At 65.5% G+C, this 21,500-nt stretch carries 24 protein-coding genes; 15 read left to right on the top strand and 9 right to left on the bottom strand.

The features are described 5' to 3' along the window. The first annotated feature begins 22 nt into the window (after nt 1-22). The 4 genes from D9V28_RS08135 (at nt 23) to D9V28_RS16420 (ending at nt 5,500) form a co-directional block, all read left to right on the top strand. Nucleotides 23-733, top strand: a complete 711-nt coding sequence (locus D9V28_RS08135) for an FMN-binding negative transcriptional regulator (RefSeq protein ID WP_121659226.1) — start codon at nt 23-25, stop codon at nt 731-733. Continuing rightward, entirely contained in the window at nt 730-2,211 is a 1,482-nt protein-coding gene (locus D9V28_RS08130; RefSeq protein WP_229727885.1) for an amidohydrolase, read from the top strand. Before D9V28_RS08135 ends, D9V28_RS08130 begins: the two co-directional genes overlap by 4 nt. A gap of 119 nt (nt 2,212-2,330) precedes the next feature. After that, nucleotides 2,331-3,734: a M14 family zinc carboxypeptidase gene (locus tag D9V28_RS08125; RefSeq protein WP_229727887.1), complete on the top strand. Its 1,404-nt coding sequence runs from the start codon at nt 2,331-2,333 to the stop codon at nt 3,732-3,734. A gap of 182 nt (nt 3,735-3,916) precedes the next feature. Next, nucleotides 3,917-5,500 carry a M20/M25/M40 family metallo-hydrolase gene (locus D9V28_RS16420; RefSeq protein ID WP_121659225.1) on the top strand — a complete coding sequence of 528 codons (1,584 nt, stop codon included), beginning with the start codon at nt 3,917-3,919 and terminating at the stop codon, nt 5,498-5,500. Nucleotides 5,501-5,575: 75 nt separating this feature from the next. On the opposite strand, the gene D9V28_RS08115 is transcribed toward D9V28_RS16420, so the two are convergent. From D9V28_RS08115 to D9V28_RS08105, 3 genes are read right to left on the bottom strand one after another with little or no spacing between them, the layout of a single operon-like run. Then, nucleotides 5,576-5,875: a transcriptional regulator gene (locus D9V28_RS08115; protein WP_121659224.1), complete on the bottom strand. Its 300-nt coding sequence runs from the start codon at nt 5,873-5,875 to the stop codon at nt 5,576-5,578. Continuing rightward, the gene (locus D9V28_RS08110) at nt 5,876-6,346 is read right to left on the bottom strand and encodes a hypothetical protein (protein ID WP_121659223.1); all 471 of its coding nucleotides are present in this window, start codon (nt 6,344-6,346) and stop codon (nt 5,876-5,878) included. Between the two features lie 60 nt (nt 6,347-6,406). Continuing rightward, nucleotides 6,407-6,847 carry a hypothetical protein gene (locus D9V28_RS08105; RefSeq protein ID WP_121659222.1) on the bottom strand — a complete coding sequence of 147 codons (441 nt, stop codon included), beginning with the start codon at nt 6,845-6,847 and terminating at the stop codon, nt 6,407-6,409. Between the two features lie 190 nt (nt 6,848-7,037). Between D9V28_RS08105 and D9V28_RS08100 the strand changes: the two genes are divergently transcribed. Next, entirely contained in the window at nt 7,038-8,024 is a 987-nt protein-coding gene (locus D9V28_RS08100) for a diacylglycerol/lipid kinase family protein (RefSeq protein ID WP_229727889.1), read from the top strand. 60 nt (nt 8,025-8,084) lie between these two features. Then, nucleotides 8,085-9,908, top strand: coding sequence for a hypothetical protein (locus D9V28_RS08095; RefSeq protein ID WP_121659220.1), 1,824 nt, complete (start codon nt 8,085-8,087; stop codon nt 9,906-9,908). Between the two features lie 207 nt (nt 9,909-10,115). Here D9V28_RS08095 and D9V28_RS08090 read toward each other — a convergent pair whose 3' ends face one another. Further along, nucleotides 10,116-10,886, bottom strand: a complete 771-nt coding sequence (locus tag D9V28_RS08090) for a VOC family protein (protein ID WP_121659219.1) — start codon at nt 10,884-10,886, stop codon at nt 10,116-10,118. 81 nt (nt 10,887-10,967) lie between these two features. Between D9V28_RS08090 and D9V28_RS08085 the strand changes: the two genes are divergently transcribed. Further along, nucleotides 10,968-11,213: a hypothetical protein gene (locus D9V28_RS08085; protein WP_121659218.1), complete on the top strand. Its 246-nt coding sequence runs from the start codon at nt 10,968-10,970 to the stop codon at nt 11,211-11,213. Between the two features lie 83 nt (nt 11,214-11,296). Here the strand turns inward: D9V28_RS08085 and D9V28_RS08080 are convergent, their stop codons facing one another. Continuing rightward, nucleotides 11,297-11,788, bottom strand: coding sequence for an SRPBCC family protein (locus D9V28_RS08080; protein WP_121659217.1), 492 nt, complete (start codon nt 11,786-11,788; stop codon nt 11,297-11,299). Beyond that, entirely contained in the window at nt 11,785-12,156 is a 372-nt protein-coding gene (locus tag D9V28_RS08075) for an ArsR/SmtB family transcription factor (protein ID WP_121659216.1), read from the bottom strand. Before D9V28_RS08075 ends, D9V28_RS08080 begins: the two co-directional genes overlap by 4 nt. Nucleotides 12,157-12,277: 121 nt before the next feature. Here D9V28_RS08075 and D9V28_RS08070 point away from each other — a divergent pair, with 121 nt between their 5' ends. From D9V28_RS08070 to D9V28_RS08050, 5 genes are all read left to right on the top strand, one after another. After that, a complete protein-coding gene (locus D9V28_RS08070; RefSeq protein WP_121659215.1) occupies nt 12,278-12,757 on the top strand; it encodes a nucleoside deaminase in 480 nt (159 codons plus the stop codon). Nucleotides 12,758-12,770: 13 nt separating this feature from the next. Next, nucleotides 12,771-13,610, top strand: coding sequence for a DUF4097 family beta strand repeat-containing protein (locus D9V28_RS08065; protein WP_121659214.1), 840 nt, complete (start codon nt 12,771-12,773; stop codon nt 13,608-13,610). A gap of 72 nt (nt 13,611-13,682) precedes the next feature. Beyond that, nucleotides 13,683-14,030, top strand: a complete 348-nt coding sequence (locus tag D9V28_RS08060) for a hypothetical protein (protein ID WP_121659213.1) — start codon at nt 13,683-13,685, stop codon at nt 14,028-14,030. An 11-nt stretch (nt 14,031-14,041) separates the two neighbouring features. Continuing rightward, nucleotides 14,042-15,052, top strand: a complete 1,011-nt coding sequence (locus D9V28_RS08055) for a PHP domain-containing protein (protein ID WP_121659212.1) — start codon at nt 14,042-14,044, stop codon at nt 15,050-15,052. A gap of 120 nt (nt 15,053-15,172) precedes the next feature. Next, nucleotides 15,173-16,159: an SDR family oxidoreductase gene (locus D9V28_RS08050; protein ID WP_121659211.1), complete on the top strand. Its 987-nt coding sequence runs from the start codon at nt 15,173-15,175 to the stop codon at nt 16,157-16,159. A gap of 47 nt (nt 16,160-16,206) precedes the next feature. On the opposite strand, the gene D9V28_RS08045 is transcribed toward D9V28_RS08050, so the two are convergent. Beyond that, a complete protein-coding gene (locus D9V28_RS08045) occupies nt 16,207-17,418 on the bottom strand; it encodes an MFS transporter (protein WP_229727891.1) in 1,212 nt (403 codons plus the stop codon). A gap of 187 nt (nt 17,419-17,605) precedes the next feature. Here D9V28_RS08045 and D9V28_RS08040 point away from each other — a divergent pair, with 187 nt between their 5' ends. Both D9V28_RS08040 and D9V28_RS08035 read left to right on the top strand, forming a co-directional pair. Further along, nucleotides 17,606-18,034 carry a DapH/DapD/GlmU-related protein gene (locus D9V28_RS08040; RefSeq protein WP_121659210.1) on the top strand — a complete coding sequence of 143 codons (429 nt, stop codon included), beginning with the start codon at nt 17,606-17,608 and terminating at the stop codon, nt 18,032-18,034. 178 nt (nt 18,035-18,212) lie between these two features. Then, the gene (locus D9V28_RS08035; protein ID WP_121659209.1) at nt 18,213-19,019 is read left to right on the top strand and encodes a tryptophan-rich sensory protein; all 807 of its coding nucleotides are present in this window, start codon (nt 18,213-18,215) and stop codon (nt 19,017-19,019) included. Here D9V28_RS08035 and D9V28_RS08030 read toward each other — a convergent pair. Next, nucleotides 19,016-19,447 carry a DUF1761 domain-containing protein gene (locus D9V28_RS08030; protein WP_121659208.1) on the bottom strand — a complete coding sequence of 144 codons (432 nt, stop codon included), beginning with the start codon at nt 19,445-19,447 and terminating at the stop codon, nt 19,016-19,018. The two genes, D9V28_RS08035 and D9V28_RS08030, sit on opposite strands and share 4 nt — an antisense overlap. A gap of 145 nt (nt 19,448-19,592) precedes the next feature. Here D9V28_RS08030 and D9V28_RS08025 point away from each other — a divergent pair, with 145 nt between their 5' ends. Continuing rightward, nucleotides 19,593-20,225: a LysE family translocator gene (locus tag D9V28_RS08025; RefSeq protein WP_121659207.1), complete on the top strand. Its 633-nt coding sequence runs from the start codon at nt 19,593-19,595 to the stop codon at nt 20,223-20,225. 316 nt (nt 20,226-20,541) lie between these two features. On the opposite strand, the gene D9V28_RS08020 is transcribed toward D9V28_RS08025, so the two are convergent. Beyond that, nucleotides 20,542-21,438 carry a 3-methyladenine DNA glycosylase gene (locus D9V28_RS08020; protein WP_371870001.1) on the bottom strand — a complete coding sequence of 299 codons (897 nt, stop codon included), beginning with the start codon at nt 21,436-21,438 and terminating at the stop codon, nt 20,542-20,544. Nucleotides 21,439-21,500 lie beyond the last annotated feature (62 nt).

The raw sequence follows: 21,500 nt of genomic DNA, 5'->3' as shown, positions 1-21,500 counted from the left end.
CGTCATCTGTCAGAATTTGCCCATGCGCCATACGCCCTCGTACATCGTCACCGACCCACAGGAAGTGAAGCGGCTGATCCGCGAGAACCCGTGGGCAACCATCGTGTCGAACACGGCGAAGGGGCTCGTCGCCTCGCACTACCCGGTGATCCTCGAGGAGGGGCGAGACGAGATCAGCATCGTCAGCCACGTCGGGCGCCCCGACGACCGCACACTCGAGCTCGGCCAGCACGAGGTGATGGTGATTATTCAGGGACCACACGGCTACGTTTCGCCGAGCTGGTACGACGGCTCGCCTGCGGTTCCCACCTGGAACCACGTCACCGCGCACCTGTACGGCAACCCGGAAATCCTCAGCGACGACGAGAACTGGCGTGTGCTCAGCGAACTGGTCAGCCACTTTGAGCACGAACTTCCCGAGCCGAACCTGCTCGAGGACAACGAGGAGTACGGCCGGCGCATCGTCTCGGGCACCGTCGGATTCCGGATGCGTGTCACCCGGTTCGAGGCACGCGCGAAGCTCAGTCAGGGTAAGTCCGACGAGATCGTCGACAACGTGATGACCGAGCTCGAGCACGGCGAGCACTACTCCCACCCCGGACTGGCCGCCGAGATGCACCGCGTCCACGACGGTCGTCACACGGACGCCCAGCACGCGGATGCCCCCACCCCTACCCCCCAGCCGGAGATTTCCGACCCCGGAATCGCCGACCCCGAAACCGCCGACAGGTGAGCACTGGGCGACTGGACCTCGTCCTCCGCGACGCCCGAATCGGCGAGCGCGTCACCGATGTTCTCATCACCGACGGCCGTATCGCGAAAATCGCCGATGGCATCCGCTCGGGAGTTGAAAAGGTGTCGCTCGACGGTCGCTGGCTGATTCCGGGGCTCTGGGATGAGCACGTGCACTTCACCCAGTGGGCGCTGAAGACCCGGCGGCTCGACGTGTCGACGGCAACGAGTGCGCGCCAGGCCTCCACGATGGTGCGCGACGCTCTCGCCGCGGCCGGGCCACTCGCCGTGGATGACACAGGCCGGCCCCTGACCTTCGTGGCGAACGGGTTCCGCGACGGAATCTGGCCGGACGCCCCGAACCTCGCCGACCTCGACGCTGCGGGCAACGGCGTGCCGATCGTGCTGATCAGCTTCGACCTGCACTCGGTCTGGCTCAACACTGTCGCTCTCGAGCTGTTCGGCCACGCCGGTCACCCCACCGGTCTGCTCCGCGAGACGCCGGCGTTCGCGATCGAGAACCTGGTCAACACGGTGCCCGATTCGGTCCTGGACCCGATGGTGAATGATGCAGCAACGGATGCCGCTGCTCGCGGAATCGTCGGAATTGTCGATCTCGAGATGGCCTGGAACCTGGAAAGCTGGCAGCGCCGCATGGCCTCGGGCACAGACACGTTGCGCGTCGAGTTCGGCATCTACACCGAGCACATCGACCGTGCGATTTCCGAGGGGCTCTACACCGGGCAGCGGGTGAACGAGCTGCTCACCGTCGGTCGGCACAAGATCATCACTGACGGGTCGCTCGGCACACGAACGGCGTTCTGTTTCGACGAGTACCCGGGAATGGCCGGGCAGCCGGACGCGCGGGGCATCCTCGTCGTTCCGCCTGAGCAACTCGCCGCGCTGCTCACCCGCTCGACCGAGGCTGGGCTGCGGGCCGCGGTGCACGCCATCGGGGACCGGGCGAACGCGCACGTGCTCGACGCCTTCGAGGCGCTCGGGCTGAGACACGGCCGGATCGAGCACGCCCAACTCGTCACCGATGCCGACGTCGCCCGGTTCGCGGCGCTCGGTGTCGACGCCAGCGTGCAGCCAGAGCACGCCATGGACGACCGCGACATCGCCGACCGCTTCTGGCCCGGCCGCACGGCCAACGCGTTCATGCTGCGCTCGTTCGCCGACGCCGGGGTGCGGCTCGTGCTCGGCTCTGACGCACCGGTTGCACCTCTCGACCCGTGGGTCACTCTCGCTGCCGCGGTCGGTCGCACCCGTGATGGTCGCGACCCGTGGCACGTCGAGCAGGCGCTGACCGCACAGCAGGCGCTTGCGGCGAGCACACGAACGGATGTCACGGTGGGCGAAATCGCGGATCTCGCGATTGTCGAGTCGGATCCGCTCGCATCACCACCAGAGGTACTGCGCACGCAGACGGTGGCCGGCACGCTGCTCGGCGGCCGCTGGACGCACCGCGAGCTGTAAGACGGGCGCGGGCGACGGCGGGACGGCTGCGCAATGGCGGGAACACCCAGCCCACGCCCGTATCGTGAGAGGGTCCGGCTCGCCGCACTCCCGACCCCGAACCCAAGGATCACGCCCACGTGGATACAGCCCTCACCCTCGCTCGCGGAAGCCGGGTCGGCTCAGCCGACGACATTCTCGCCCGAAGCGGCGCGATCCCGGAGTACACCTCCTTCCCGTCGATGGACGAGCTCACCGCCCGATTTGAAGCGCTGCGGAAGGAGCACCCCGAGCTGATCTCCGTCCAGCGGATCGGAACCAGCAGACTCGGCGATGCCCTGATGATGTACTCGATCGGTGAGGGAGCGCTGTCGCACCTCGTCGTGGGCGGCGTTCACCCCAACGAACCGGTCGGCGCGTGGACGGCACTGCACCTGCTTGAGCAGCTTGCGACCGACACCGAGTTGCGGCTCGGGCTTGCCGCACGCTGGAGCATTGTGCCGTGCATCGACCCAGACGGCGCCCGCCTGAACGAGGGCTGGTTCGCTCACCCGGGCGACCGGAGCAGTTACGCTCGCGCGTTCTACCGTCCGGCTCCCAACGAGCAGGTCGAGTGGACCTTCCCGTGGAGCTACAAGAGAGCGTACTTCGACGCGATGCTCCCCGAGACGCAGGCTCTCGCACGCGCCATCGACCTCACCACACCCGACCTCTATGTCGCCCTGCACAACGCCGAAATGGGTGGCGTCTACTACTACCTCACCCGTGACGTGCCCGAGATCTATGATCTCCTGGCTGCCGTGCCCGAGAGCCTCGGGCTTCCCCTCGATAAGGGCGAGCCGGAGGGCGGGCACCTCACTGAACTCGCGCAGGCCATCTTCCTCACCGGCACCCTCGAGGAGGTCTACGACTGGATCGAGTCGCTCGGCGGCGACCCCTTCCCTCCGGGTTCGGGCGGAAACGCCTCGAGCGACTACGCGCTCAGGCACGGGACGCTCTCGCTCATCGCCGAGCTGCCGTACTGGAAGCACGCTGACGCGGACAACACCGAGCCGATCGACGAGTCATACGCCGAACTGCTCGCCCGCACCGGCAGCGTCTTCGTCGACTTCGGCACCGAGCTCATGGACATGCTGGCTGCGGCCGAGCCGATGCTCACGCTCGACTCCCCGTTCCTTCGCGCCTCACGGGCGTTCGTTCCGATGATGACGGCGACCGGCGAGTCGAACATCGCCCGTTCGCTCCAGCCCGAGGCACAACGGCCGGCCACCGTCGCCGAGCGCTTCGGCTGCGAAGACCTGATCCACATGTACAGGCTTCGCTACGGCGGGATGCTGCTTCGCGCTTTGGAAGCGGAGGTTAACGCGGGAACCGCTCGGGCCGAGCTCCGTCGAATCTGTGCGCGAATGCACGCGCTGTACACACGCTGGCAGGAAGAGGCGGCCGAGGAGAACGCCGCGGAGACCATCCCGATCTCCTCTCTCGTCGGCGTTCAGTACGGCGCAATCCTCGCCGGAGCGTCGTATTTCGCGGGATCTCTATAGCGCCAGCGGGCATGCATACGAATGCTTCGTCGAGCTTTCGCCCGGGTCCACCAGTTGGGGGACCTGTGCGAGGTTCGCTCACTTTTTACTCCCCATGCCCCCGTTCGGGGGTCTAAGGTCTGAAACACCGTGCCGGGCTCAGATCCCGGTCTGACTGTCACTCTCCAATGAAGGGGTAATACATGTTTCAGAAACGCAAGGTGGGAACCGTGCTGGGGGCGGCTCTCGCCACTGGCGCATTAGTCGCCGTGAGCTTCGCCGGTCCGGCGTACGCCGGTGGAGGCAAAGGAGGCGGTGGCCACGGAGGTGGCCACGGCAACTCCGGGGGCAAGTCCGCTTCCGAGGTGCTGAGGAAGGCCGTCACCGCCGACGGCATCACGAGACACCTCCAGGCGCTGCAGGATGTCGCGGACGCCAACGGCGGCAACCGTGCGGCCGGCACTCCGGGTCACGTCGCTTCCGCCGACTATATGGAAGCGAAGCTCAAGAGAGCCGGCTACACCACGTGGCGGCAACCGTTCAGCTACGACAAGACAGTTGTCGACACCGCCGCGCTCCAACAGCTCACCCCAACGCCGACGACCTACGGCTACCAGGTGGACTTTGTCGAGGCGGCCAACGCGTCAGAAGGAGATGTCTCCGCTGCCGTCGAAGCGGTCGATATCAACCTGACCGGCGACCGGGCTTCGACGAGTGGGTGTGAGGCCGCCGACTTCGCCGACTTCACAATTGGCGCTATCGCTCTCGTTCAGCGCGGCACCTGCGACTTCCGAGTCAAAGCAGACAACGCGCTCGCAGCCGGAGCTGTCGGAGTGATCATTTTCAACCAGGGCAACGATGTTCCCGGTGAGGACCGGTTGGGACTCTTCGGCGGAACGTTGGGTGACACCATCTTCGAGCTCCCCGTCGCGACCACAACCTTCGCGCTCGGCGAGCAGTTCGCCACGACAGAGGGCGTGACGGCTCGCCTGGCGTTCGATGCGCACGTTGAGACGATCGACACGTTCAACCTGTTCGCCGACAGCCGGGGCAACCCGAACGAGACCGTCGTCGTCGGCGGCCACCTCGATGGCGTGCTGGAAGGACCTGGCATCAACGACAACGGTTCGGGAACCGCATCGATCCTCGAGACCGCGCTGCAGATGTCGAAGAAGAACCTCGTTCCCAAAAACCAGGTTCGGTTCGCATTCTGGAGCGGCGAGGAAGACGGCCTGCAGGGCTCGAACTACTACGTCAGCCAGCTGACCGAAGCCCAGATCGCGCAGCACGCGCTCAACCTCAACTTCGACATGGTGGGGTCACCCAACGCGGTGCGCTTCGTCTACGACGGTGATGGCAGCGCGTTCGGCCTGGTCGGACCCGAGGGCTCCGACGCTATCGAGGCGAACTTCACCGAGTTCTTCGCATCGCAGGGACTCGCCAGCGAGCCGACAGCGTTCGACGGACGCAGTGACTACTTCGCATTCATCGAAGCGGGTATCCCGGCCGGTGGTCTGTTCTCCGGAGCGGAAGACATCAAGAGCGCCGAACAGGCCGCCATCTACGGTGGCACCGCAGGCGAAGCGTTCGACCCGTGCTACCACCAGGAGTGCGACGACATCAGCAACATCGACCCGGTGGTGCTGGAGCAGATGGCTGACGCCATCGCGCACTCAACGGCGACGTTCGCGGAGACCAAGACGAAGCACCACGGTGGAAAGGGCCACGGCAAGGGCCACTGGCGCACCGATCACTTCGATCACAAGGGTCCCCACGGAAGGCGCTAGTCGCACCCGTGCATAACACCGGGTCCGGGCCCGTCGCGATCTCGCGGCGGGCCCGGACTGTGCGTGGGAGGGGCCTCAGTCGCCTGTGACCTCACGCAGAAACGCAACGTGTCCCTCGAATGCCACCCTTCCGGCATCCGTCAACTCAGCCCATGTCTTCGTTCGACCCCCGAGCGCAAGACCCTTCTGCACACGGATGTACCCGGCCTGCTCGAGTTGCTTGAGGTGCTTGCTCAACGTGGGGTCGCTCACCCCGAGAGCGTCCCGGATGACCGCGAAGTCGGTAGCACCCAGGCGAGCGAGCATCCCGCAGACGCGAAGACGCACAACTCCATGGATGGTTTCATCGAACCGCGCGACGGCCTTGCCTGGCATCTAAACGCCCTCGGCGACGTCGAGCGCCAGGGCGCGCTCCATCTGCAGCCCAAACCACACGGTGGTGCCGCAGGCCAGAATGGCCGTTGGCCACAGCACCCACTCAGCATCGAGCTGTTTGAAAAGCAGTGCGCCAACCGCGATGATCGCCACCGCCGACACGAACTGGAGCACACCGGGGCGAACAGCGCGCGTCGACGTCGACCACGGCTCCGCGCGGGTACGCGTGATCCAGGGTCGGATCATGCCGAGCCCAACAAATACGAGAGCACTGATGGCGAATCCTGCTGCCTCCCATCGGCCGAGGCCGAACGAGAAGACGAAGCCAGCGACGCTGAGACCGTGCAAGGCGATCAACCACCAGGGGGCTGCCGCTCGGCTACTGGACACTGCACGATCTGCGGCAAGCAACTCGAGTTGGGATCGCGCATCGTCGCGATCGACCGGGCCGGCTTCGTAAATACTTTCCATGTCGGCAACTCTAGTGTTGCCATAATGGAAAGCGCAACGGTGCCCACGAAATCGGCCAACTCAGCCCGCTTCAGCTGCCAGCCGGCTCGGCTCCTCCGGACCCTCAAACCACCCGAGCCACCCACCCTCGACCGGCATAATCTCGTAGTCGTCGCACACGGTCACGACATCCGGGCGGTCGGCGGCGGCCGTCCAACTCGCGGTCAGCACGGGCACACCCTCGCGCGGCCGCTCCTCACACTCGCCCTCAAGCGGGCTCGATGTGCTCACGCGAATTACCGAGAGGCGCCCGTCTTTCGTTTCAAGTGAACGGATGCCAGTGGCATCCGTCGGGATCCAACCCGGCAGCTCGCCCGAAGGCCACATCTCGACCGCGGCCTCGTAGCTCGCGAACTCCGTCTCACGTGAGTTGCTGAGCACATCCTGCACCGAGCAGCCGGTGAGGCTGAGCGCGGCGAGGGCGGTCGCGGCGAAAACGAGGACGGGGCGGTGAATGAGCATGACTCCAGTTCAGCGAACCGGTGAGCGCGGCGGATCGGCCCCCGGGATGATCCGGGGTCACCCGAAAGGATGAACTCGCGAGGCGTAGAACTGCATGACCGACCGCCATCCTTATAACAGGGGAAACAGCATCCGGCTCTCTTCTGGCAAGGGACTTGCGCACACGGGGCGCAGCCGTCACGGTGAGACAGTGAGCACAGAAACCAGCAACACCTCAGACCCGAAATTCGCGGCCGTCATCTTCAACCCGATCAAGGTCGACATCGACGCGATCAAGCAGGCCGCGAGCCGTGAATCGTCCGAGGCTGGCTGGGCCGAAACCCGGTATTACGAAACATCTGTAGAGGACCCGGGCGGCGAGGTGACGACCGAGGCACTCGGCGACGGCGCCAGCATGATCATCGCGGCCGGTGGCGACGGAACGGTGCGTGCCGTCGCGGAGGCCATGTCGGGCTCGGGAGTGCCGATCGCGCTACTGCCGTCGGGAACGGGCAACCTGCTCGCCCGCAACCTCGACCTCACCCTCGACGACCTGGACCACTCGCTGCACTCGGCGTTCAGCGGCAAGGACCGCCCGATCGACCTTGCGAAGATCGACATCGAGCGCTCCGACCGCACCATCGATCACCACGCCTACCTCGTGATGGCCGGGCTCGGTCTCGACGCCAAGATGCTCGCGAACACCGATGACGAGCTCAAGGCCAAGGTCGGCTGGCTCGCCTACGTCGGCGCGATCGGCAAGGCGCTGACCGACAAGAACTACCTGCGGATGCGCTACCAGCTGGGCAACGAGAAGCCGAAAGCGGTACGCGCCCACACGATCATCATGGGCAACTGCGGATCGCTCATGGCCAACGTCGTGCTGCTGCCCGACGCCGCCGTTGACGACGGCGAGCTCGACATCATCGTGCTGCGGCCGGAGGGCTTCGTCGGCTGGGTGCAGATTTTCGTGAAGGTGATCTGGGAGAACGGCGTTCTGCGCCGGTCGAAGCTCGGCGAAAAACTAATCTCGAAAGACGTGAAGGCGCTCAACTACTTCCGCGGCGAGAAGCTCACCGTGAGGCTGAGCCGGGCCGAGCCGATCGAGCTCGACGGTGACGAATTCGGCGAGGCGACCGCGTTGAAGACCTGGGTTGAGCCCGGCGGCCTGGTCGTGCGGGTACCGGCAGACGCCTGACCCGCGGCGCGCTCAGCGTCAGGATTCGCTCCCCCCGCACGGGTGACATACCGTTGAAGCATGACTCGTCGCCGCATCCTCCGCACCGCGGCCGTGAGTCTCGGTGTCGTTCTCGCGCTCTCCGCCTGCACGGCGACTGATTCCACCGAGTCGACCACGCGGACGATTAAGACATCGAGCCCGGATGCCACGCTCACCGTCATCGCGGACACGAACGAAATCGCGGCATCGGTCTCCACCAGCCGCGAACTGTTCGACCGCGCACCCGTTGTGGTCGTTGCCCCTGTCGGTGAACCCGAGGCTCAGGATGTTGCGGCACGGGCCGCGATTGCGCTCGGCGTTCCTCTGTTGATCGGCGACAAGAGGGCGGCGCCGAGCGAGAGCACGAGCGCTCCGGCCACCGACGCGGCGGGGGAAAGTACGACCGAGCCCGCGGCTCCCGCCGACTCCCCCGGGCCCACCGAGTCATCCGATTCATCCGAGCCATCCGAGTCTGCTGAGCCTCCCCAGCCCGGCGCGGAGACCGCGACACCCGACGAGCCCGCCGATGCTCCCAACCTCATCGCCGATGAACTCCAGAGGCTCAAAACGACGACGACCCTGGTGATCGGCGACGCCGCAGCTCCCGCAGTCGATGACGAGTCAGACCTGACCATCGTGCGGACGAAAGCAACGGCGCAAGCGGCGGGAACAGCCATCGGCCACGACCTCGCCGAACCCAGCACCGACCTGCCGGCGATGTTCCCTGCGGAGATCGCCGCACTGTCGGCTCCGGAATCCGCCTCAACCGAGGCACCGGGCGCCACCACGTCCAGCGCGAAGATCCCGGCCGTGAAGCGGCCCAAACCCCTCGCGGACACAGCGGCGATCGCCATTGATGGTGTCGAACAACTCGCGTCGATAGCGACCACCCGGGCCGCGGGGATCCCGGTGCACCTCTTGACCGGAGGGTTCACGAATCCGCAAGCGGATGCATCCGTTATTGACGCTCTTCATAAAACCGCTGGCGAGAAGACAATCGCTCTCGGCGCGGCGTTCGGCGCCGAACCGGCGCTCGACTGGAAGGTGCGCACCGCGCGGACGGGAGCGCAGTTGCCCGGCGGCGGCCAGTTGCTGTTTGCCGACCACCAGTTCGTGGCGATCTATGGAACGCCGTCGACGCCGGTCCTCGGCGTGCTCGGCGAGCAGGACATCGCCGGTTCGGTGGCGCGGGCGCAGGAGGTTGCGGCGCCGTACCAGGCGCTCACGGCGAAGACCGTCGTTCCGATGTTCGAGATCATCGCATCTGTCGCTGCTGGGGGGCCTGGCACTGACGGCAACTTCTCGAACGAGCTTTCGGCCGAGTCGCTTCGCCCGTGGGTCGACGCTGCCGCCGAAGCGGGAATGTACGTCGTGATCGACCTGCAGCCGGGGCGAACCGACTTCCTCACCCAGGCTCAGCAGTACCAGTCACTTCTCGAGCTGCCGAACGTCGGGCTCGCGCTCGACCCCGAGTGGCGGCTCGCGCCCGACCAGTTCCATCTGCGCACGATTGGTTCGGTGTCTGCTGCTGAGGTCAACTCGGTGACACACTGGCTGGCCGACCTCACCAACGAGAAGGGGCTGCCGCAGAAAATGCTGATCGTGCACCAGTTCCGACCGAGCATGGTGACCGATCGGCAGAACCTGGACCTGAGCAGGCCCGAGGTAGCGATGCTTCTGCACGTCGACGGCCAGGGCGGGCAGCCAGACAAGCAGGCCACCTGGGCGAATCTGCAGCGCGACGCCCCGGCCGGGGTCGCCTGGGGCTGGAAGAACTTCTACGACGAAGACGTGCCGATGCTCACACCCGAGCAGACCATCTCCGGCGTACACCCGACACCCGAGTTAATCACGTACCAGTAGCGAGCCGCGACGGGTCCGCGTGTGGTGGCGGCGCGTGCGCGACCAGCCCTGGGCCGCGCCGCCGCGCCGAGCCGTTCCGGTCGCGGGATTACGTCGAATGAGCGCTCATTCGAGGTAATTGCGCGACCGGAAGGGTGTCGAGCGCCGCGCGGGGGCTCATTCGGTGCGTCTCCGCTACCTGGATGGGCCCGGGGCTCGCGGCGAGGCTCAGAACGACATCAAGCGCAGCACTGCACCGGTCGGGTCGGTGACCGTTGCGATGCGGCCGTACTCCGTGTCGACGGCCGGGTCCTTGACGCTCGCCCCGAGTTCGAGCGCGCGAGCAACCGTGGCGTCGACGTCATTCGCGCCGAAATACACCGCCCACGCCGACGGCTCCCCCTCGGCGAGCGCACCCTTCGCGTCGTAGATTCCCGCGTACGGCTGCCCGTCACGCTCGAAGGTCTTGTAACCGAAGTCGTCGCCGGTGCTCTCGTCCTTGAGCGTCCACCCGAACGCCCTCTCGTAGAACCGCGCGGCCCGATCGAAGTCAGCAGCGAGCAGTTCGCACCACACAGGGGCGCCGTGCTCCCGCTCGACCTGGAAACCGGTGTGGTGTCCCGACTGCCAATAGCCGACCGTCGCGCCGAGAGCATCAGTGGCGAAGCCCATCACGCCCATGTCCGGCACCTCCATCGGCTCGAACATGTTGGTTCCGCCGGCCTCGGCGATCGCTGCAGCCGTGGCCGTGGCATCCGTCGTCAAAAGGTATACCGACCAGCTGTCGGGATACGGAGCGTCGTCCTGCTTCTTCATGGCACCGGCGACGCGCCGCCCGGTCGAGCTGAAGCCGACATAGCCGCCGTAGAGCACCTCGTCGCCGGTCGCGGCGTCCCAGCCGAAGAGGGCGCTGTAGAACTCCTGCGAGCGGGCGGGGTCTGAAGTGGTGAGCTCGAGCCAGCATGGTGCGCCCGGGGTTGTCACAGTGATGTCAGGCATGGGTGTCCCTTCGTCCGTGTTGTGGAGTCAGGGTACTCCGGCCGATTCGAGCCGGCTAGGGGCGCGTGCGATGCTGGGTGCATGAACGATCAGGCCGTCGAATTCCTCCGCAACACCACCGAGGGCACGCGTGTTGTCATCCGTTATTCACTTGATGACGGTCAGGCGACGGATGCTCTGGGCTGGTTTATCCGCGGCGACGCGACCGCCTGCGTCATCGCTGGCAAACGCGGAATGGAGACCGTTCGGTTCGACCGGGTGATCGCAGCCAAGGAAGTGCCACCACCCCCAGCACCCCGGTCGCCGCGGCGACGCGAGGGGTACTGAGCGCGAGCCGTTCACACGACGAAAAAGCGGGCGGGCTCTCTGCTGAGCCTGCCCGCCTTTCGTGTTGCGGAGCATCCGTGCTTTTACGCTGAGACGGAGTTGTCTGACGTCGCGAGCAGTTCATCGAGCCGTTCGTAGCCCTCGTTCACGCCGATCTCCATGCCGGACTGCACCATGCCCTCGCGGCTCTCCAGGTTCGGGAACACGCTGCGGCCGTGCAGCCGGGTGCGCCCATTGCCGAGGTCTTCGAACGACATGAACTCGAGGCTCACGGCGCCGGGGAAGTCCTCGTACTCGAAGGTCTGCACGATGCCCGCCTCGAGCGAGGCCGAGTGCACAACCCCGTTGAACGGGTACTCGCCGTTGCCGTCTCGTTGAACGTACCGGTAGCCACCGCCTTTCACGATGTCCCATCGTTCAATGTCCATCTCGTAGCCACGGGGACCAAGCCACTGGACAACGAGTTTGGGGTCGGTGTGTGCTCGATACACGGCTTCAACGGGAGCGTCTACCTCGCGCGTGATCTCAATGAACGGCAGGCCCTCGGGCGCCGTGATCGTGGTTGGGTGTGTCATTTCTTCTCTTCCTTTCTTCCTGTGGGGGTGTGTACGGAGGTGCCGGCAAGAACGTCGTCGAGCCGGCGAAAGCGGGATTCGGTGGTGAGCCGGTAGGTGTCGATCCAGGCGGTGAGCAGCTCGAGCGCCTCGGGCACGAGCGCGGCCGGACGCCGTTGTGCGTCGCGGGAACGGCTCACGAGCCCGGCCTGCTCGAGCACGGCTATGTGCTTCGAGACGGCCTGTTTCGTGATGGCAAACGGTTCGGCGAGTTCGTTCACCGTTGCGGGGCCCCTGCTCAGGCGCGCGATGAGAGCTCGACGCACCGGATCGGCGAGGGCCATGAACGCCCGGTCGAGGTGTTCGTCGGTGTCCGCGCCGAGTGCCATTGTCAACCATTCCCTTTATCAACTTGTTGGTTGTTAAAGAGTAGATCTGCCGTCGTGTTGCGTCAAGGGTTTTTTGCGAAACCTCCTTCAACCGGGCACACCCGTGTGGATACTCTGAAGCATGTCCGTTTCTGGTGACCCCGCAGCATCCGCTCACCTCAACCACGCCATCGCCCTGGCCGTCGAAAACGTCGCGGGCGGCGGCGGGCCGTTTGGTGCCGTGATCGTGACCGGGGACGGCCGCGTCTTCGGCGGAGCCAACCGGGTGACGGCCGATAACGACCCGACGGCGCACGCCGAGGTGGTCGCAATCCGGCACGCCTGTGCTGAACTCGGCACCTTCGACCTCACCGGTTCAACGCTCTACGCGAGCTGCGAACCCTGCCCGCTCTGCGTCGCCGCATCGCTGTGGGCGCACGTGGACGCCGTGGTCTATGCGGCCGACCGGCATGACGCCGACCGCGCCGGCTTCGACGACAAACGTTTCTACGACCACTTCGACGGAATCGCTCCGGCGATCACCATCACCCTGAGCGCCGCCGACGAGCCGCTGGCCCCCTTTGCCGCCTGGGCCGATAACCCCGCTCGCACCGAGTACTAGACGGGAAACTCCGATGACCACTCCCCCTCCCACCGGCTATCCCCCGGCCCCACCCCCGCAGCGGATGTCGCGCGGCCTTCGCCTGTTCCTCCTCATCGGCATCCCGATCCTGGTCATTGTGCTGATTGTCGCGTTCGCGATTTCGCTCTCCTCCGCCATTCGGGCCGCTTCGGGTGGCTCCAACGTCAGTCAGGATTTGAACGCGGATGCCGGCTCAAGCGTCTCGATCGACGTACCGAACGCCGCGCTGTTCCTGGGCCCGAGTGACGATGACCGGGTTCACGTCACGATGCAAGGCACTTACTCCGGCACGAAGCCGGAGCTCAGCCTGCGGAACGACGACGGTGAAACCGAAATTACCGGCGGATGCCCGCGCGGCTGGTTTCTGTTCAACCGGTGCTCGGTGCGCATCGAGGTGCAGTTGCCCGCCGAACTGGACGTGGAGGCGGAGGGGCAGAACGGTGGCATCTCGGCGAGCGAACTCGATGGTGACCTCGACCTGTCGACGACGAACGGCACAGTTTCGGTTGAGCAGGCCAGTGGTCGGCTCATGCTCGAGACCACCAACGGTCGCATTGAACTGACGGATGTGACGTCGACGGACGTCGAGGCAGAGACCACAAACGGAGCGGTACTGCTCGCATTCACCGAGGCCCCGGACGCCGTTTCGGCGAGGAGCACCAACGGTGAGATCTCGGTGCGGGTTCCGGACGACGACGAAAGCTACCGGGTGGACGCCGACACTACGAACGGCAAGGTGAATACTGCAGACATCCGCACCGACCCGGACTCCGACCGCTCGATCACCGCGCGAACGACAAACGGACGAGTGACAGTGGAGCAGGCGGGCTGACGCCACACCAGGGGGTTGCGCCCGGCGGGCCGAATCGCGTTTGCTTGTCCGACCGAGACCGAGGGAGTCGACATGGCAGTGAAACTCAACGAGACGGCGTTCCGTTCCGCGAAGAAGCTCGTGCTCGACGGCAAAGTCGTGAAGGACGAGCGCGACGCCTGGAGCGAGGACGCGCCAACCGCCGACGAGGAGAACGGGTTCATCGAGAGCGAGAAGTGGGCCGAGTACTCGAAGTGGCACCTCGGAGTCGACGACGACCACCCCGACGACACCAAGGGGCACTATAAGTTTCCGCTCGGGGACTTCCGAAAGGTGCACCGCTGCGCCATCATTTCCGGTGAGAGCCGTGCCGGACAGTACAACTACGACGACATCCGGGACGCTCTCGGCACCCTGCTGGAAAAGATCGACGCGGACTGAGGGGCGCAGCCATGGAAGCCACAGACGCTCTCGACGAGATAGCCTTTCTGCTCGAGCGCAACCTCGCATCGCCCTATAAAACCAAGGCGTTCCGCGGTGCACTCTCGGCCATCGAGGCGTTCACCGCCGACGAGATCGAGGCCGGAGTCGATGACGGCAGCCTCAAACGGAGAAAGGGCATCGGGTCGACGACCTGGACCGTGATCGAACAGGCCGTCGCGGGCGAGGTGCCCGACTACCTGGCCGACCTGCGCGAGCGCATCGGCGGCCCCGTGACGAAGGCGGGCACCAAACTGCGTGCGAAACTCAAGGGCGACCTGCACAGCCACAGTTACTGGTCAGACGGCACAACTGACCTGGCCACCATGGCTCGCACCGCCGAGCGGATCGGCCACGACTACCTGGTCGCCTCCGACCACTCACCGTCGCTGCGCATCGCCAACGGGCTGAGCACCGAACGACTCGAGCAACAGCTCGACGAACTGGCCACACTCAACGAGGGGTTCGACGACTTTCGGATGCTCTCAGGCATCGAGGTCGACATCCTCGAAACCGGTGACCTCGACCAGTCGGCAGAGATGCTCGATCGGCTCGACGTCGTCGTCGCGAGTGTGCACTCGAAGCTGCGCACCCCATCCCGGGAGATGACCACACGAATGCTGGCGGGCATCCGCCACCCGCGTACCAACGTGCTCGGCCACTGCACAGGGCGCCTCGTACAGGGCAGCAGGGGTACCCGGCCACAGTCCACATTCGATGCGAAAGCCGTGTTCGCGGCGTGCGCAGAGAATGACGTCGCCGTCGAGATCAACTCACGCCCGGAGAGACAGGACCCACCTGACGACCTTCTTGCCCTCGCCCTCGACGCCGGCTGCCTGTTCAGCATCGACAGCGATGCCCACGCGCCGGGGCAGCTTGGGTTGCTCGATCTCGGGGCAGCTCGCGCCGAGGCGCTCGGCATTCCGGCTGACCGCATCATCACCACCTGGCCTGTGGACAAGCTGCTCGAGTGGTGTCGTTGACGCACCCGCGACAGCGCACGTAGCCCATCAATCCGCACCGCACCACCGCTTGACCGCGGAACCCCGCCGCGCGCACCGTTGAATCACGCGCCAACCGGTGCGACTCGAAGGGAGAAACCGATGTTCTCGGGAACCGTAGTAGTCATCACAGGGGCGTCGAGCGGCATCGGCCGAGCGACAGCCCTCCGTTTCGCGAAGCGCGGCGCCGCCGTCGTTCTCGCCAGCCGCCGGTCCGAGGCGCTTGCCGAGCTCGCCGTCGAGTGCGAGACAGCGGGAGGAAAAGCACTGGCCGTGCAGACCGACGTGACCGACGCCGGACAGGTGCAGGCGCTCGCCCGCCGTGCCGTCGACACCTTCGGCACGATCGACGTGTGGGTGAATAACGCGTCTGTCTCCGTATTCGCACCATTCCTCGAGATGCCGCTCGATGACATCCGTCGTGTTCTCGATGTCAATCTGATGGGCTACATCTATGGCGCCAAGGCCGCCCTCGGCGTTATGACGAAACAGGGGCACGGCAGTCTCGTCAACGTCGCGTCGATTGTCGGCGAAGTGCCGCAGCCGTACACGGCGCCGTACGGCATGGCGAAGGCCGCGGTGCGCGCGCTGAGCGTGAGCCTGAGGTCGGAGCTCGCGCTTGCGAAGCAGAAGCACATCTCGGTGTCGACGATCCTGCCGGCAACCATCGACACGCCATTCTTCCGTCACGCCGCGAACTACACGGGCCGCGAAGTGCTGGCGATGCCGCCCGTGTACGCGCCGGACATCGTGGCGAAAGCCATCGTGAAGGTGTCGAAAAAGCCCCAAAACGAACTCATCGCCGGCGGGCCGATCGCGAAGACCCTCGTCGCCCAGCACCGCAAGACCCCGGCCGTGATCGAAGCGCAGATGGCCCAGCAGACCGACAAGACCCACCTGTCGATGACCACGGCGGCGCCTCGAACGCGCGGTGCGCTTTATTCGCCTCCATCGACGACGGATGCCACGGTGACCGGCGGCTGGAACGGTCGCCAACGCGAAGGCAACAGAAAAATTCTCGGTTCACTGCTCGCCGCGACAATCGGTGTGCTGCTCGCCCGCCGCGTGCTCGCCCATTCGGACAGCTAGGGCGCGGGCGGTCGAAGAACCGGCTCACGCCCCGCGCCGGCTTGGGGTCAGGCGGGGAGTGGGGTGCGGCCCATGCTCTTCGAGCCGTGCACGAAGTGGTAGAGCACCGCTGCCAGCACGACCATCAGGGCCAGGAAGCCGTACATTCCGTGGAATCCGGTCGCCGGAAGCAGTGCGCCGAGCACGAGGGGACCGAATCCGATGCCAGCGTCGAGCATGAGGAAAAAGGTCGAGGTGGCGACGCCGATGCGGTGGCGCGGCGACATGGTCACGGCAATGGCCTGCGCGCACGGCATGAGTGCGCCGAAACCGAAGCCGATGAACACGGCGGAGATCGCGAGGACCGTGCCGTTCGGCGAGTAGGCGAGCAACGCGAGCCCGATCGCGAAGGAGAGCATGGTCGGGTAGATCACAGCGTTGTCGCCGAACCTGTCCTGCAGGCGCCCCATGACCAGGCGCGATGCCAGCACGACGACCGCGTAGATGAGGAAGAAGGCGCTTGCCGCCGTCACCATGTTCTCGCTCTCGGCGAAGGAGTGCAGGAACGCGAGCACCCCGGCGTAGCCGATGGCCGCGATGAACATGACGGCGCCGATGGTCAGCGCTGCCGGCTCGAACAGGTCGCTCAGGTGGAAGCGCCACTTGTTGGCGACCTCCTGCTTGCTCGGCGTGCGCTCCGGCAGTTTCAGGAAAAGCGAGAACACCAGCCCGGCAGCGGCACAGATGCCGCAGAGGATGAAGAGTGCGTCGTAGGTGGCGGACTCCGCGAGCACAACGGCGAGGAACGGGCCGATGGCGGTAGCCAGGGTCGTCGAGACTCCGAAGTAACCGGTTCCCTCGCCACGACGGCGAGCCGGAATGAGTCCCATCACCGACGCGGTGACCGCGGTGCTCGCCGCACCGAACGCGACACCGTGGATCGTGCGGATGATGAGAAGAAGCACGAGGTTGTCGGCGGGCACGTAGAGGAATCCCGCGATCGCGTAAACGACCAACGCGAGAATCAGCATCCGTCGTCGACCGACGAAGTCGAGAAACTTGCCGGCGAAAATGCGTGCGATGAGCGCGCCGATGATGAAGGTGCTCGATGCGAGCCCTGACACGGTGTCTGAGGCGCCGAACTGCTGAACGGCGTACAGCGCCATCGTGGTCATCAGGAGATAGAAGACCATCGCGAGGAAGAAGTTGACGAGCACCGCGAGGACAAACGGGGGTGTCCAGAGTTTCTCAGGGGAGATTGGGGCAGAATCGTGCGTCACGATCGGATCGCTTTCAGTCGATGAGGGACTACGCACCACATCGTGACGAGCCGAGTACCCCCAATTTTATCACCGCAACCAAGCTGACAGGTGCCTGAGTAGGAGGAATCCTCTGCGACTTCGCGCTGTTGTTTGAGGTAGCGCACAAAACCCGTGTCCTTTCACGGAACAGCGTCGTTAGGAGATCATGAGCAAAGTATTCGAAGAGATTGAGTCCTCCGCGGGCGACATCGCCAAGTACCGTCGCCACAGCAACGGGCGCGGCTTCGTCGCGTCCACCGCCAAAGTTGATCCGACCACCTTCCTCGACCCAACGGCATATGTCGAACCAGGCGCGCAAGTCGCCGGTCGCTGCTGGGTCGGAGCCGGCAGCTGGATCGACCGCGACGTCGTTCTCTCGCCAGGTGTGTTCATCGGCGCCAACGTTCACGTTGGAGCAGGAACCATCGTCGGTGTCGGCTCGAAAATCGAGAGCCACTGCCGCATCGGCGAGAACGTGACGATCGGCGGGAGTGTACGGGTTGACCGCGACAGCACGATCGCTGCCGGCACGGTTCTGTCCAACTCACGTGGAAGCGCCACACCGACACAACGCGACATGACCCGCGCTGCGTAGAGCGGACCGCTCAACCTCGATTCCCGATTCGAGAAACGGATGCCACGGTGTGGCATCCGTTTTTTCTCGCTTTATGCACATCCCGGCACCGTTCGAAAGGTTGATTTTTCGCGTGCCGCCCGTTGCTAGGGTCGGAGAAACTCGGCGCGGATCGCGCCGTTCTCGGGGAGGAAAGCTCATGAAGCAGAACGACCGACTACGCCAGATCGCCGTGCTGATCAGCGCCATCATCGCCCTGATCGGGGCGTTCATCGGGTCGGGCGCCGCCGGTGGAACACCCATCGCAGAGGCGTCCGGCGGAGCGCTGTCTGCAGACGCAACACCTGTCGCCCCTGACGGGCCAGCGTTCGGCATCTGGTCCGTGATCTACGCCGGTCTGATCGCGTACGCGATCTGGCAGCTGCTCCCCGCGCAGACCACGGCAGCTCGGCACCGCCGGCTCGGCTATCCCATCGCCCTGTCGTTGATCCTCAACGCCGCCTGGATTCTCAGTGTGCAGTTCGATCTGCTCTGGGCCAGCGTCCCGGTGATTGTGATCCTGCTCATTGTGCTGATCGGCGCGTTCCGCATCACGCTGGCCAGCAGGCCCCGCAACCTCATCGACGGCATCGTGACAGACGGAACCGTCGGCCTCTACCTCGGCTGGGTGACCATCGCAACGGTGGCCAACACCGCAGCCGTTCTCGCAGCGTCAGGGTTTGACGGGTTCGGCATCTCACCCGACGTCTGGGGTGTTCTCCTCATCCTCGTGGCAGGAGTGATCGGCATCGCCCTCGCGCTGTACAGCCGCGGCCGCCTCGCACCGTCTGCAGCGCTGAGCTGGGGCATCGCCTGGGTCGCCGTCGGCCGGCTCACCGGCGACCTGCTGTCGACCCCGACGGCCATCGCCTCGATCGTCGTTGTGATCGCACTCGTTCTCGCGACCATCATCATTCGGGTCCGCGCTCCTCGGCCACTGCCCGAGCGCACCACCGCGACGCGCTAGCCGACGAGGTTCGGTGGCCACACCCCGATAATCAGCGCCATGATTACGATCGTCACGAACTCATGGGCGACATTGAGCACGGTCAGTCCTGGCGCGCGACCGTCGAACGCGTCATGTGTGATGAATCGTGCGGCCGTGAAGCCTGCCCAGAGGATGATGCCGGTGAGTAGGGCGTTGACGAAGAAGCTGCCGCTGTAGAAGTTCCACGACAGGTAGGTGGTGCCCGCGAGCACCCACGCCGTCACGAAACTCACCACCAGTGTCAACAGAATCGGCCGGACGGCGTCTCTCGAGTTGCCGGACGGAGTGACGTTCGCGGCCTTCATCCAGTAGTTTCCGAAGACCTTCGGGGTGTACCAGATCGAGCCGACGACCATGCTCGACAGAGTGGCGAGGAGAACCGCCCAGTAGTTGATGTCCGGAATCATGAGATGCCCCTTTGCACTGCGATGTGGAACCGCAGTTTAGTCCCGGGCGGATGCTGTCGGCAGGGCCATCGAGGCGCGTCTCTATTCCGTGTGCGCGCCTTGAAACCCCCTCGCCGCCGCCCGACCCACGGAGTACATTTCGCTCATGATCACTCCCTCGACCCTGCTGGCGTTCGCGCTGGCATCGATCGTCATCATTCTTGTTCCAGGGCCGAGCGTTCTGTTCGTGATCGGACGGTCGATTGCCCTTGGCCGCCGCGCCGGGGTGCTCAGCGTGGTGGGTAACACTCTTGGAACCATCCCGGCCGTGATCGCTGTCGCGTTCGGCGTCGGGGCGATCGTGGCGTCGTCTGTCATCGCGTTCACCGCGATCAAGTTCGCTGGGGCGCTCTACCTGGTGTGGCTCGGGATTCAGGCGATCCGCCATCGCAGAGGGCACCTGCAGGACCTCGCCCCCGTGCGCATTCCAACCGGGACGCTGCTCAGGCAGGGCTTTTTCGTGGGGCTGACCAACCCCAAGACCATCGCCTTCTTCGTCGCGGTGCTGCCCCAGTTCGTGGACCCGGCCGCCGGGTCGGTGTGGGCGCAGCTCCTTCTGCTCGGGCTGGTGTTCCAATGCATCGCGCTCGTGAGCGACAGCGCATGGGCCCTGGCTGCGGGCACGGCGCGCCAGTGGTTTGCCCGGTCGCCCCGGCGCGTCTCCACGCTGGCCGGCACGGGTGGGGTGCTGATGATCGGGCTCGGCGGCACGCTGGCTCTGACGGGCAACCGCAGCTGACGCTCACACCGCAAACCTCAGGCCGGCAACTGTCGGGGTGCCGCGCGTCTGCAGGTGCGGGTAGGTGCCAGGAGCCGTGATTTCGTCGGTCCCTTAAGTCCGGCACACCGGACAAAAGTGGACGCAACGGACCGATGAACTAGGCGTCCTCGTTTCGTCGGTCCCTTAGGTCCGTCGAAACGAAGATAACGGGACGCAACGGACCGATGAACTAGGAGCCCTGATTTCATCGTCCCTTAGGTCCGTGCAAACGCGGGAAAGGCGACGCAACGGACCGATGAACGGGACATGGCGACCGGCGGCACGCGACGCACCCTCATCCAGTGAGGGCGACGGTGCGTGCGTCGCGAATCGCGTCGACGACACGGGAGCGCAGCGCGTTCGACCGGTCGGCGAACGCTCGCTGCTGGCGCACGTACTCGGCTTTCCCTTCCGGTGTCTCGATCGCGACGGGCTCCCCCGCCCACTCCAACACGTCATACGGCGATGCACGCATGTCGAGCCAGCGGATGTCCCGCGCCAGGTCGAACGCGTCGAGCAGGAGCTCACCGGGCACGAGCGGGCCGAGCTTGATCGCCCACTTGTACACGTCCATCCCGGCGTGCAGGCAGCCGGGCTGCTCGAGCTCTGGCTGATTGTCCCTCGTCGGACTCAACCGGTTCAGCGGTACTGCCTCCGGCGTGAAGAAGCGGAACGCGTCGAAGTGCGAGCAGCCGATGCGGTGCGATTCGACAACCTCATCGGTGCCGCTCTGCCCGAGCCGCAGCGGCACGTCGTGCCGGTGGTCACCCCTCCGGTAAACCATCGCCCACTCGTGCAGGCCGAAACACCCGAACTGCCCGACCCTGGCTGCCGTCCGGGTCAGCAGCTTCTCGATGAAATCGACGGATGCTTTCTTAGCCGCAAGAAAAGCCGCGGCGTCGACGGAAACCGAGCCGATGGCATCCGTTCGATACCAGCGCCAGGCGGTGCGCTCGAAATCGCCAGCGTCCTCGAGTGCGACGCCGGCGCCCGGGTGCCAGCGGCGCAGGTGGGTGGGCTTGACCGGGTAGTAGGTGAAGAGGAAGTCTTCGATCGGATGCTTCTGGCCGCTTCGCACCCGCGCCCGCCAGTCGGCGGTGATCGCGTCGGCCCGCTCGGCGTGCGTCACCTCGCGCGCCTGCCAGTCGGCGCGCGTCAGCAACACGGGTGGGGCGAGAACTGCGTCGGACACCCTTCGAGGGTAACCCGGCTAACCCGGCTCGCCTCCCGCAGATATGACGAAGCCTCGCAACA

Source organism: Mycetocola zhadangensis (assembly GCF_003668565.1).
In the GTDB taxonomy this organism is placed as follows: Bacteria; Actinomycetota; Actinomycetes; order Actinomycetales; family Microbacteriaceae; genus Mycetocola_A; species Mycetocola_A zhadangensis.
This window is presented reverse-complemented; position numbering and strand designations above follow the sequence as displayed.